The sequence below is a fragment of the Naumannella cuiyingiana genome (genome assembly GCF_013408305.1).
GTDB lineage: Bacteria > Actinomycetota > Actinomycetes > Propionibacteriales > Propionibacteriaceae > Naumannella > Naumannella cuiyingiana.
Genome location: NZ_JACBZS010000001.1, coordinates 3,107,571 through 3,118,761 on the forward strand (window position 1 = coordinate 3,107,571; position 11,191 = coordinate 3,118,761).

The following is an 11,191-nucleotide window of genomic DNA, read 5'->3' on the forward strand; positions in this document are numbered from 1 at the left end:
GAGTGAAGATCACCTTGCGCGTGTGGCGCCAGAAGGGCCCCGACGAGCCCGGGCACATGCAGACCATCGAGGTTCCCGATGTCTCCGAGCACATGTCCTTCCTGGAGATGCTCGACGTCGTCAACGAGCGGCTCACGCTCGACGGTGAGGAACCGATCGCCTTCGACTCCGACTGTCGCGAGGGCATCTGTGGGATGTGCGGCGTGGTGATCAACGGCGTACCCCACGGTCGGGCCGACTCGAAGGTGCCGACCACCACCTGCCAGTTGCACATGCGGTCGTTCTCCGACGGCGACACCATTGACGTCGAGCCGTTCCGGGCCGAGGCCTTCGGCGTGATCAAGGACCTCTGCGTCGACCGCAGCGCCCTGGACCGGATCATCGCCTCCGGCGGCTACATCTCGGTGAACACCGGCTCCGCGCCCGAGGCCAATGCCAACGCCGTGCCGAAGGACAATGCCGATCACGCCTTCGAGTCGGCGACCTGCATCGGCTGCGGTGCCTGCGTCGCCGCCTGCCCGAACGCGTCGGGGATGTTGTTCACCTCCGCCAAGGTGACCCACCTCGGCCTGCTGCCCCAGGGCCAGCCCGAGCGGGACAGCCGGGTGCTCGCGATGGTCGCCCAGCACGACGCCGAGGGCCTCGGCGGCTGCACCAACATCGGCGAGTGCACCGCGGTCTGCCCGAAGGGCATCCCGTTCGACAACATCAGCCGCCTGAACCGCGACCTGCTCGGCGCCCTCGCCCGGGGGGAATGAGACCGAATCGTTCCGCTCAGCCGGTGAGGCTGGCCGGCAGCACCGCATTGTCGGGTACGCCGATCCCGTCGGCACGGGCAGTCAGCACGAGCGGGCCGTCGGCGGTGATCGCGACCGTGTGCTCGCTGTGGGCGCCGCGCGAGCCGTCGGCCGAGGCCAGGGTCCAGCCGTCGTCCAGGCGGATGATCTTGTCGGTGTCGGCCAGCAGCCACGGCTCGATCGCGATCACCAGGCCCGGCTCCAGCACCAGCCCACGGCCCGGTTTGCCGTCGTTCGGCACGTGCGGGTCGCCGTGCATCGTCCGACCGACCCCGTGGCCGCCGAACTCCAGGTTGGTGCGGTAGCCCGCGCGCCTCGCGACCTTGCCGATCGCTGCGGAGATGTCGCCGATCCGGTTGCCCGCCACGGCGGCGCGGATGCCCGCGGCCAGCGCGCGCTGGGTGGTGTCGATCAGCCGAAGATCGGCCGGCGCCGGGTCCCCGACGACGACGGAGATCGCCGAATCGGCGACCCAGCCGTCGATCGACACGGCGAAATCCAGGCTCAGCAGATCGCCGTCGGCCAGCGTGTAGTCGTGCGGCAGGCCGTGCAGCACGCCCGCATTCACCGAGGTGCAGATCACATGCCCGAACGGGCTGGCGCCGAAGCTCGGGTGGTAGTCGATGTAGCAACTGACGGCACCGGCCTCGGTGATCAGCCGGTGTGCCTCGGCGTCGATGTCGAGCAGGTTGTCCCCGACGGAGGCCTTCGCGGCCAGCGCGGTCAGGGTGTCGGCGACGAATCGGCCGGCGGGTTCCATGGCTCGCAGTTCGTCGGGCGTACGCAACTCGATCATCGCCCCAGCGTAGTCGGCCGCTAGGCTCGACGGACCGGACGGACCGCCCGGACGCCGTGGAGAGAGGGGTAGCGATGCGCGTGGCACTGGCCCAGGTGACCAGCGGACGGGATCTCGTCGAGAACCTCGCGCTGGTGGAGGAGTACGCCGAACGCGCATCCGCCGCCGGCGCCGGACTGGTCGTCTTCCCGGAGGCGACGATGCGGGCCTTCGGCCACCGGCTCACCGACATCGCCGAGCCGCTCGACGGCGACTGGGCCGCCCGGGTGCGCGACATCGCCGCCCGGCACGGGATCGTCATCGTCGCCGGCATGTTCACCCCCGGAGATGCGGGCCGGGTACGGAACACGCTGTTGATCACCGGGCAGGGCGTGGAGGCGGCGTACGACAAGATCCATCTCTTCGACGCCTTCGGCTTTGCCGAGTCCGACACGGTCGCGCCGGGCGAGGGGACCGTCACCTTCGAGGTGGGGGAGCTGGTCGTCGGTGCCGCGACCTGCTACGACATCCGCTTCCCGCGGCTGTTCGACCGCCTCGCCCGTGACGGCGCGCAGGCGATCGTGGTGCCGGCGTCCTGGGGCTCGGGGGAGGGCAAGGCGGAGGCCTTCCAGTTGCTGGCGCGGGCCCGCGCGCTCGACACCACCTGCTACGTGCTGGCCTGCGACCAGGCCGATCCGCGCAGCCAGGGTCGCGATCCCGGTCGCGCGCCCACCGGGGTCGGGCACAGCATCATCGTCGCCCCCGACGGCACGGTGCTGGCGTCCGCCGGTGCGGGCCCCGAGCTCCTGGTCGCCGACCTCGACCCCGAGCTCGTCGCCCGGGTGCGCCAGACGCTGCCGGTGCTGGCCAACGCCCGCCGGACGTGAGCCGCGCGGGATCGCTCAGGCCGTGACCGGCACCCGGCCGGCGCGGCGGGTCCGCAGCCCCGCCAGGCGGCCCTGCAGGTAGCCGAATCCGGCCGCGGCGACCGCGACGACGATCGCCGCCGCGCCAGGCAGATTGGCCCCGCCGAGCTCGCGGGCCACGGCGCGTGGCAGCACCCGGCGGACATAGCCACGTTCGGTCTCCAGCGCGTCGTCCGCGCCGACCAGACCCGCAACCGCCGCCTTGGACAGGCCCTCGCTGCGGCAGCGCGAGGCGAGATAGCGCCAGCTCAGGCGATCCGCGCTGACGTGGTGGTCGACGGCCGCGGCCGGGTCGAAGAGGATCACCGCGCCGGGGCGCGACCGGCGTACCCGGATGCACAGCTCGGTCTCCTCGCAGCCGAGCGGCAGCGTACCGACCCGGCCGAGGTTCTCGGCGAATCCGCCCGAACCGGCCAGCGCGTCGCGCCGGAAGGACATGTTGCAGCCCATCAGGTTGCGCACGGGACCGGCACCGGCGGCCTGGCCGGTGAAGCTGCACCCGACCACCCAGTCGAGCTCGCCGCGGGCCGGGCCCGCGGGCAGGCTCGGCGGGCGGGTGCGGCCCGCCGGCCAGACCGGAGCGGCGGACCCGCCGACAGCGATGATCGTGGGGTCGGCGTACGGCGCGAGCAGGGCGGCCAGCCAGCCGGGCCGCGGGCGGGCATCGTCATCGAGGAAGATCACCACCTCGCCTCGCGCCAGCCGCCAGCCCGTGTTGCGGGCACCCGACAGGCCGCGGGGGCCGGTGTTCGGCTCGACCCGCACGCCGGTCCCGGCGAACGCGACCCGCACCCGCTCCAGCAGCACATCGTTGTGATCGATGATCACGACGACATCGGCCTGGGCGTCCCGGGCCTGCTCCGCCGCCTCGCCGATCGCGGCGGTCAGCTCGGCCCAGCGGCGTTGGGTGTAGGCACAGACGACGACCGTGGCGCGCGGGCTCACGCGGCGCGATCGCCTGCGGGCACGCTGTGCAGGCGCGCTCGCCGCTGCCGGGGCGGCCCCGCCGGGCTCGGCGCGCGACGCCCGAAGGCCCGCCGCCACTCGGTGATCAAGGTACGCCCCACGCGCAACCCGTCGCTGATCGCGTTGAGGTTGCTCACCCCGAACATCCGCGGCAGCTCGAAGCTGGGCACCTCGTGCACGACGAGTTCGCTGGTGGCGACGCGGCAGTTGATCACCGTCTCGATCTCGAAGCCGTCGCCCCACTGCATCGACCGGTCACCGCCGGCCTCGGGCTCGGGGGAGGGAAGGTCGAGCTCGACCACCACATCGCGCCAGAAGGCGTTGTAGCCGTAGCACAGATCGGTGAACCGGGCGCGGAACATCGTGTTCATGATCAGGGTGAGCGCGCGGTTGCCGATGCTGCGCAGGCCGGTGATGTCGGAGGACCCGCCGCCGGTGACATAGCGGCTGCCCTTGGCGAAATCGGCGCCGTTCTGCAGGGCCGCCACGAAGCGGTTGATCTCGGTCGGGTCGGCCGAGCCGTCGGCGTCGAACATCACGATGATGTCGCCCGTCGCGGCCGCGAAGCCGCAGGCGAGCGCATTGCCCTTGCCCCGCCGGGTCTGCCGCAGGGCCTTGATCTCCGGCATGGCCTCGCGCGCGGCCTCGAGGGTTCCGTCCTCGGAATGGCCGTCGACCAGGATCACCTCGTCGGCCCACGCCAACTGCGGCAGGATGCGTCGCAGGTTCTTCGCCTCGTTGAGTGCCGGAATCACGATCGTGATCGTCGGCGCGGCGGGGCGATGCTTCGGATAGGTCACTTTGTCCCCCGAGTGGTTCCGATTCTGGTGAATCTGGTCTCGTTGATCTGATCTGGTCTGGTCAACTTGATCGCGATCGGGGAGGAAGCGTTGCCAACACAGGGAAATGTGCGGCGGTGTGATGTGATCCCCCGATCGCCGGGCAGCCATTGCCCGATCACTTCCGCTTCGGCAAGCATGCTACCCCACGATCCCCATGCCTTGGCCAATCGTGGGGGGCCGGGTCGTCTCCCGGCGGGTGATTCCCGGGTCGCAGCGGTTGCGCCAGCGCGACAGCAGATAGCTCGCCGGGCCGCTCAACAGGCCGAGCATCTCGACCCGGCGCAGCCTGGTCATCAGCCCGGGGGAGATCGGCGCGGGACGGCGGGCTCCCACGCTCTCGTCGGCCTCGCGCAGCGCGGCGTTCCGGCGCCAGGGGATGATCAGGCCGGCCAGGTGCCGCAACCCGGGAAGCGCCACCGGCGCCGCGTGGCGCGCCAGCCGCGGGTGGAGCGCGACCTTGGTCAGCCAGGCACCCAGCCCGCGGCCGTAGCCGGTGACCTGGGAGCGCAGGGCAGACAGCTCGGCGCGGTGCCGGTGCCAGACCACGGACGACGGCTCGACCGCGACGGCATAGCCGGCGGCGAGGGCGGTGAGGAAGACGTCCAGGTCCTCCCCGCCCTTGGTCGGCGTGCCCGGACCGAGCCGGACATCGGAGCCGCCGATCGTTTCCCACGTCTCGCGCCGCACGGCCATGTTCGCGCCGGTGCCGTAGCGGCCGACCTCGAACGGGAAGAGCCCGCGCGGGGAGGGCGGGTCGGCCAGCCGGTAGGTGACCGGCGTGAGGTTCGACGCCCAGGTGACCCGCTCGTCGAACCACGCCTGGGCCGGGGTGGCCAGCTCGCCGGTGGGGACCATGCCGCAGACCACGCCGATGTCGGCGCCGCGGGAGAACCCGGCGGCCAGTTGGCGCAGCCACCAGCGATCGGCGACCACATCGTCGTCGGTGAACGCGAGGTGATCGCCGCGGGCCGCGGCGACCCCGGCATTGCGGGCCCGCGAGGCTCCCGGGCGCGGCTCACGGACCAGGCGAACCCGCTCGTCGTCCACGGCGCGCACCACCTCGGCGGTCGCATCGGTCGCCGAGCCGTTGTCGACCACGATCAGTTCGAAGTCCGGGTAGTCGGTCTCCAGCACCGAGCGCACGGCATCGGCCAGTGGGCCCGGCCGGTCGCGGGTGGGGATGATCACGCTGAAGAACGGCAATGCGGTCCCGATCGGGCCGCGCAGGGACTGGCGTTCGGGCAGGGCGCTCGCGCGGCGCCACAGCTCGTCGGCGTCGACGGCCCCGTCGACCACGGGAGCCGTGACGAATCCGACGGCGGTCTGTCCGTCGCGCACCAGGAACCGTGCGTTGCGATAGCCGGACCCGTCGCGCAGCGGGAGTTTGCCATGTCGGACCGGTGGCGCGCTGCGGTCATAACTGCCGATCCAGCTCGCCTCCGGCCACACGGGCGCGCCGATCCGCATCGGCGGTTCCAGAGCCGTGTCGGTCATCGATCTCCTGTCACAGCGGGTGATTCGGCGCCCCGGTCCCAGATCGCCCACGGACGTTGCCCGGTGGTCCACATCCGGTCGAGTTCGGCGCGCTCCTTGAACGTGTCGGCGGCCTTCCAGAATCCGTCGTAGGGCTGGGCCAGTGCGCGGCCCTGGGTCGCCAGTCGGGCATAGGCGTCGCCGATCAGGTCCTCGCCCGGGCCGAGATGGTCGAACACCTCCTGGCGCAGGATGATCATGCCGCCATTGACCCGCATCGGCATCGTCGCCACCGGCGTGATCTTGGTGACCCGGTGCTTCTCGTCGACCTCGAGCACGTGGAAGGTGTCCTGCGGTGGCACCGACATCACCGAGGCCACGGCCTGTCCGTCGTCGACGAAGGAGTCGATCATGCTCGGCAGATCGGCATCGGTCAGCACGTCGGCGTAGTTGGCGAGGAAGATCTCGTCGTCGCCGAGCAGCGGGCGTACCCGTCGCAACCGTTCCCCGATCGAACTGGTCAGACCCGTGTCGACGAAGTTGATCGTCCAGTCGGACATCTCGTCATCGAGCAACTCGACCTTCCCGCCGCGCAGCGCGAAGTCGTTGTGCGCGGTCGGTGCATGGTTGAGGAAGTAGTCCTTGATCATCTGCGCGCCGTAGCCGAGGCACAAGATGAACTCCTTGTGCCCGAAGTGGGCGAAATAGCGCATGACGTGCCACAGCAACGGATACGGCCCGACGAGTTGCATCGGTTTCGGGACGTCGTCGGTCGCGCTGCCGCGCATCCGCATCCCGTAACCGCCACAGAACAGCACGACCTTCAGTCCGTGACTCCTCATGATTCCCCCCAAACTCCAGGCAACTACGCGGTCAGCGCTCTGCCGGCGAAGCGCCGAGCCCGGTCGGCAGGGGCGTCGGTGCCCCGGTCGCCGGATCGACGATCTGCAACGTGGGCTGGGCGAAGACCAGCCGCCCGCCCCACTCGGCGATGCCTGCCAGTTGGTGGGTGATCTCCTCGCGCAGATTCCACGGCAGCACCACGACCAGATCCGGTCGGTCTGCATACAACTGCTCCACCGGCCGGATCGGGATCCGGGTGCCGGGCGTGAACCGCCCGTGCTTGTAGGGATTGCGATCGACCAGGTAGGGCAGCAGGTCGGGCCGGATGCCGCAGAAGTTCAGCAAGGTCTGGCCCTTGCCCGGCGCGCCGTAGCCGGCCACCTTCAGGCCCGCGTCGGCCGCGTCGATCAGCAGGCGGACCAGGTCGCGCCGGATCCGCGACACCCGCGGGGCGAGGCCGGCGTACCCGTCGACGCGGTCGAGCCCCGCCGCGCGCTCGGCGTCGGCGACTGCGCCCACCCGGGGCGACGGCGTCGGTGCGTGTTCGGCCGGGGCGGCCCAGAAGCGGATCGATCCGCCGTGGGTCGGGATCAGCTCGACATCGACCAGGCTGAGATCGGCGGCGGTGAGGGCGCCCCGCGCGGCGAGCACCGTCCAGTACTGGAAGTGCTCGTGGTAGACGGTGTCGAACTGGGCATCGGCGACGAGGTTAAGGGCGTGGTGCACCTCGATGCTGATCCGCCCGTCGTCGGCCACCAGGGTGCGCAATGCGCGGGTGAACCCCGCCACGTCGGGGATGTGCGCCCAGACATTGTTGGCGACGACCAGATCGGCCGGACCGTGCTGCTCCCGCACCCGGCGTGCCAGCGGTTCGGTGAGGAAGTCGTTGACGACGGGTACGCCGCGGCGCACCGCCTCCGCGGAGACATTGGTGCTCGGCTCGATGCCCAGACAGGGGATCTTGCGGTCGAGCACGTGCTGCAACAGATAGCCGTCGTTCGCGGCGACCTCGACCACCAGGCTGTCGCCGTCGAGCCCCAGGCGATCGGTCGCGTCCGCGACGAAACGCCGCGCGTGATCGACCCAACTGGTCGAGAAGGAGGAGAAGTACGCGTACTCGGTGAAGGTGTCCTCCGGCGTGATCAGCGCGGGGATCTGCAGCAGCAGGCAGCGCCGACACAGCCGCACGTGCAACGGATAGGTCTGCTCCGCGGCATCCAGCTCCGCCGCGGTCAGGAATCGTTCGCACGGTGGCGTCGCGCCCAGATCGAGCACGCTGACAAGTTCGTCGGCACGACAAAGCCGACAGGTATCCCCCGACACATCCGGCAACCTACCACCGCCGACCCGGATCGGGACATTCGCGGCGACAGGGCCCCGCGCGGATTGGTCAGCGCGGCGAGCGGTGTGGCAGACTTGACGGCTGCTGCCCGCGGTCTCGGCTCCTGCCACAGGGGGAACGCCCGAGTGCGCGGGCAGACGACTGCTCACCCAGCACCTGGTGACCTGTGGCACCGGCGAGGACAACCCATGAACAAGCTCATCGAGGCCGCCACCCAGCCTGCCGTGCGGGAGGACATCCCCGAGTTCCGGGCCGGCGATTCCGTGCGCGTGCACGTCAAGGTCGTCGAGGGCAACCGCTCCCGCGTCCAGGTCTTCGCGGGCGTCGTGATCGCCAAGAACGGCGGCGGCATCTCCGAGACCTTCACCGTCCGCAAGGTCAGCTTCGGCGTCGGCGTGGAGCGTACCTTCCCGCTGCACAGCCCCATCATCGACAAGATCGAGGTCGAGCGTCGCGGCGATGTGCGCCGCGCGAAGCTCTACTACCTGCGCGGCCTGCGCGGCAAGGCCGCCAAGATCAAGGAGAAGCGCGACAACTGATCGCGTCGCTCAGCGCACGCCGGCCACCCGGAACTGGACACTGATCCGGGGGCCGGCGTTTCGCATCTTCGGCACCGCGTGCTCCCAGGTGCGCTGCGCCGTGCCGCCCATCACGACCACATCGCCCGAGGCCATCGGGATCTGCAGCGACCGGCCGCCGCCGCGCGGCCGCAGCGCCAGGCGCCGCACCTCGCCGAGCGAGACGATCGCGACCATCGTGTCGTGGGTGCTGCCGCGCCCGATCCGGTCACCGTGCCAGGCCACGGAGTCGCGGCCGTCGCGGTACAGGCACAGCCCGGCGGTGACGAAGTCCTCGCCGAGCTCGGGCCGGTAGTGCGCGGAGAGCTCGGCGCGCATGGCATGCAGCAGCGGGTGCGGCCACGGATCGCCGGCGCCGTGGAAGCTGAGCAGCCGCGGGGTGTCGACGACGCGGTCATACATCTGCCGCCGCTCGCCGCGCCATGGCGTGTCGGCGAGCAGTCGCTCCATCAGCAGGTCGGGTCGCAGCACCCAGCCCGGTCGGACGTCCAGCCAGGCGCCGCGGGTCAACTCGCGGCGGCTGAGGCCGTCGGCGTAGCGACCGGTGCCGGGCTCGTCGTGGTCGACGGCGTCGAAGAGGGTGACCTGGCTCATGCGTGCAGCGTACCCGCTGATTCGAACTGATGTGCGAACCCGGCGCGCCGCGCGTGGTGTCGCCCGGGCGGGCTAGGCTGGCTCCTCGGTGGCGCCCACGCGGTGCCTGCCACGCGTGCGAGCGGCGCGCGGAGCGACGGAAGGGCAGTTGGTGGGCGAAGCGGTGGACTCCGGTCAGGACGCGACCGTCGGAGACAACGTTCGGCGACGCGAGAAGCGCTCGCCCGGTCGCTCGTTCGCCCGCTTCGTCCGCGAGTTGGTGATCGTCATCGTCGGCGCGCTGGTGCTGTCCGGGCTGTTGCGCGCGTTCGTGGCCCAACCATTCCTGATCCCGTCGCAGTCGATGGAGAACACGCTGCAGGTCGATGACCGGGTCGTCGTGCAGAAGATCACGCCCTTCCAGCGCGGCGACATCGTCGTCTTCAAGGACCCGGGCGGCTGGCTGCCGGCGACCCAGGAAGCCGCGGAGCGCGGGCCCGTCGGCAAGGCTCTCGAGTTCTTCGGGATCCTGCCCGACACCAGCGACGATCATCTGATCAAGCGCGTGATCGGCGTCGCCGGCGACACCGTCGCCTGCTGCGATCCCGACGGGCGGGTGACCGTCAACGGCAAGGCGCTGGAGGAGCGGGCATACCTGTATTCCTCCGGCGGTGAAACCGTGGACCCCGCGCGCGTCCCCTTCGAGGCCGTGGTGCCGGCCGGGCACATCTTCGTGATGGGCGACCACCGCAATTTCAGCGCGGATTCTCGCTGCCACATGGATCAGGAGGGTCCCGAGGGCTATCCCGGTTCGGCCGCGTTCGTCCCGGTCGACAACGTGGTCGGGACGGCCTGGCTGATCGTGGCGCCGTTCGACCGCTGGCGGACCTTCAGCACGCCGACGACCTTCGCCGGCGTACCCCCGCCCGGGCCGGCGCCCGCCCGGGGCACCATCTCGCCGGAGGGGGCGGGTTGCTGAGATGACGGCGAGCGACCGCAGGGGTACGCAGCGGCCCTGGCTGGTCCGGCGCGACAGCGGCATCTACGGCTACGAGCGTGCGCTGGCCCGGGCCGGCCTGGCGCCCGTCGCGGGCGCCGACGAGGCAGGCAGGGGCGCGTGCGCGGGGCCCCTGGTGGCCGCCGCGGTGATCTTGGCCCCGACCCGGGCCGGGCAGATCACCGGTCTGCGGGACTCCAAGCTGATGACCCCCGCGGCGCGCGAGCGCGCCTTCGACGAGATCCGTCGCAATGCGCTCGCGTATGCCGTTGTGGCCGTCGAGTCGACCGAGTGCGACCGCCTCGGCATGCATGTCGCGAACGTCCAGGCGCTGCGCCGGGCGCTGCACCGGCTGGACGCGGCCCCGCGCTTCGTGCTCACCGACGGGTTCGGTGTCGACGGTCTCGGGGTGCCGGGTCTGGCGATGTGGAAGGGCGATCGGGTGGCCGCCTGCGTCGCCGCCGCATCCGTGCTCGCCAAGGTCACCCGCGACCGGCGGATGGCCGAGCTCGCCGTGGCGTACCCCGACTTCGGCTTCGAGGTGCACAAGGGCTACTGCACGGCCGAGCACCAGGCGGCGCTGGACGAGCACGGGCCGTGCCCGGAGCACCGTCGCCGCTTCGACAACGTGGTGACGGCCGAGCGCGCACACGCCGGGCGTCGTTCGGCCGCGACCGCGGGCAGGCGGGGCTAGAGTGGCGGTGAGATGAGCACCGAGGATCTTGACGCCTACGAGAGCGAACTGGAGCTGCAGCTCTACCGCGAGTACCGCGATGTGGTGCGGCTGTTCAAGTACGCGGTGGAGACCGAGCGCCGCTTCTACCTGTGCAACGCCATCGATCTGAAGGTACGCACCGAGGGCGGCGACGTGTACTACGAGGTGTCGCTCGGCGATGCCTGGGTCTGGGACGTCTATCGGCCGGCCCGCTTCATCAAGAGCGCGAAGGTGCTGACCTTCCGCGATGTGTCGATCGAGGAGATCGTGCACTCCGATCTCGAGGTCCCCGGCTCCGAGAGCTGAGTCCGTCCACAGGGCACCCGATCCGCCCGGTTGTCCACAATTTCGCCGACGGCTGACA

Annotated in this window: 13 protein-coding genes; 6 read left to right on the plus strand and 7 right to left on the minus strand. The window is 70.9% G+C overall.

Annotated features, from left to right (window positions below):
• The first annotated feature begins 2 nt into the window (after positions 1–2).
• Complete coding sequence (locus tag GGQ54_RS14560) at positions 3–758, plus strand: succinate dehydrogenase/fumarate reductase iron-sulfur subunit (protein WP_179446012.1); 756 nt, start codon at positions 3–5, stop codon at positions 756–758.
• Between the two features lie 16 nt (positions 759–774).
• Here GGQ54_RS14560 and map read toward each other — a convergent pair whose 3' ends face one another.
• A complete protein-coding gene (gene map / locus GGQ54_RS14565; RefSeq protein WP_179446013.1) occupies positions 775–1,593 on the minus strand; it encodes a type I methionyl aminopeptidase in 819 nt (272 codons plus the stop codon).
• Positions 1,594–1,667: 74 nt separating this feature from the next.
• Here map and GGQ54_RS14570 point away from each other — a divergent pair, with 74 nt between their 5' ends.
• Positions 1,668–2,459, plus strand: a complete 792-nt coding sequence (locus tag GGQ54_RS14570) for a carbon-nitrogen hydrolase family protein (RefSeq protein ID WP_179446014.1) — start codon at positions 1,668–1,670, stop codon at positions 2,457–2,459.
• Positions 2,460–2,474: 15 nt separating this feature from the next.
• Here GGQ54_RS14570 and GGQ54_RS14575 read toward each other — a convergent pair whose 3' ends face one another.
• The 5 genes from GGQ54_RS14575 to GGQ54_RS14595 all read right to left on the minus strand — a co-directional run bounded on the left by GGQ54_RS14575 (position 2,475) and on the right by GGQ54_RS14595 (position 7,945).
• A complete protein-coding gene (locus GGQ54_RS14575; RefSeq protein WP_179446015.1) occupies positions 2,475–3,443 on the minus strand; it encodes a glycosyltransferase in 969 nt (322 codons plus the stop codon).
• The gene (locus GGQ54_RS17690) at positions 3,440–4,264 is read right to left on the minus strand and encodes a glycosyltransferase (RefSeq protein ID WP_218843880.1); all 825 of its coding nucleotides are present in this window, start codon (positions 4,262–4,264) and stop codon (positions 3,440–3,442) included. The genes GGQ54_RS14575 and GGQ54_RS17690 overlap by 4 nt, the downstream gene beginning before the upstream one ends.
• Before the next feature lie 180 nt (positions 4,265–4,444).
• On the minus strand, positions 4,445–5,800 hold the full coding sequence (locus GGQ54_RS14585; protein WP_179446017.1) for a glycosyltransferase family 2 protein: 1,356 nt from the start codon (positions 5,798–5,800) through the stop codon (positions 4,445–4,447).
• A complete protein-coding gene (locus GGQ54_RS14590) occupies positions 5,797–6,621 on the minus strand; it encodes a sugar phosphate nucleotidyltransferase (RefSeq protein WP_218843881.1) in 825 nt (274 codons plus the stop codon). The genes GGQ54_RS14585 and GGQ54_RS14590 overlap by 4 nt, the downstream gene beginning before the upstream one ends.
• Before the next feature lie 31 nt (positions 6,622–6,652).
• Entirely contained in the window at positions 6,653–7,945 is a 1,293-nt protein-coding gene (locus GGQ54_RS14595) for a methyltransferase domain-containing protein (RefSeq protein ID WP_179446018.1), read from the minus strand.
• 207 nt (positions 7,946–8,152) lie between these two features.
• On the opposite strand from GGQ54_RS14595, the gene rplS reads away from it, so the two are divergent.
• The gene (gene rplS, locus GGQ54_RS14600) at positions 8,153–8,503 is read left to right on the plus strand and encodes a 50S ribosomal protein L19 (RefSeq protein WP_179446019.1); all 351 of its coding nucleotides are present in this window, start codon (positions 8,153–8,155) and stop codon (positions 8,501–8,503) included.
• 9 nt (positions 8,504–8,512) lie between these two features.
• Here rplS and GGQ54_RS14605 read toward each other — a convergent pair whose 3' ends face one another.
• Positions 8,513–9,136, minus strand: a complete 624-nt coding sequence (locus GGQ54_RS14605) for an alpha-ketoglutarate-dependent dioxygenase AlkB (protein ID WP_179446020.1) — start codon at positions 9,134–9,136, stop codon at positions 8,513–8,515.
• A gap of 151 nt (positions 9,137–9,287) precedes the next feature.
• Between GGQ54_RS14605 and lepB the strand changes: the two genes are divergently transcribed.
• The 3 genes from lepB to GGQ54_RS14620 are packed head-to-tail and all read left to right on the plus strand — an operon-like array spanning position 9,288 to position 11,133.
• Positions 9,288–10,094, plus strand: a complete 807-nt coding sequence (gene lepB / locus GGQ54_RS14610) for a signal peptidase I (protein ID WP_343045978.1) — start codon at positions 9,288–9,290, stop codon at positions 10,092–10,094.
• Position 10,095: 1 nt separating this feature from the next.
• Complete coding sequence (locus GGQ54_RS14615) at positions 10,096–10,806, plus strand: ribonuclease HII (protein WP_179446021.1); 711 nt, start codon at positions 10,096–10,098, stop codon at positions 10,804–10,806.
• A gap of 12 nt (positions 10,807–10,818) precedes the next feature.
• Positions 10,819–11,133: a DUF2469 domain-containing protein gene (locus GGQ54_RS14620; RefSeq protein WP_179446022.1), complete on the plus strand. Its 315-nt coding sequence runs from the start codon at positions 10,819–10,821 to the stop codon at positions 11,131–11,133.
• Positions 11,134–11,191 lie beyond the last annotated feature (58 nt).

Bases quoted from the DNA above. Each gene is read 5' to 3' on its own strand.
- rplS (WP_179446019.1), top strand. From the start codon at position 8,153: ATGAACAAGCTCATCGAGGCCGCCACCCAGCCTGCCGTGCGGGAGGAC.
- GGQ54_RS14570 (WP_179446014.1), top strand. From the start codon at position 1,668: ATGCGCGTGGCACTGGCCCAGGTGACCAGCGGACGGGATCTCGTCGAG.
- GGQ54_RS14605 (WP_179446020.1), bottom strand. From the start codon at position 9,136: ATGAGCCAGGTCACCCTCTTCGACGCCGTCGACCACGACGAGCCCGGC.
- GGQ54_RS14620 (WP_179446022.1), top strand. From the start codon at position 10,819: ATGAGCACCGAGGATCTTGACGCCTACGAGAGCGAACTGGAGCTGCAG.
- GGQ54_RS14590 (WP_218843881.1), bottom strand. From the start codon at position 6,621: ATGAGGAGTCACGGACTGAAGGTCGTGCTGTTCTGTGGCGGTTACGGG.
- map (WP_179446013.1), bottom strand. From the start codon at position 1,593: ATGATCGAGTTGCGTACGCCCGACGAACTGCGAGCCATGGAACCCGCC.
- GGQ54_RS14585 (WP_179446017.1), bottom strand. From the start codon at position 5,800: ATGACCGACACGGCTCTGGAACCGCCGATGCGGATCGGCGCGCCCGTG.
- GGQ54_RS14615 (WP_179446021.1), top strand. From the start codon at position 10,096: ATGACGGCGAGCGACCGCAGGGGTACGCAGCGGCCCTGGCTGGTCCGG.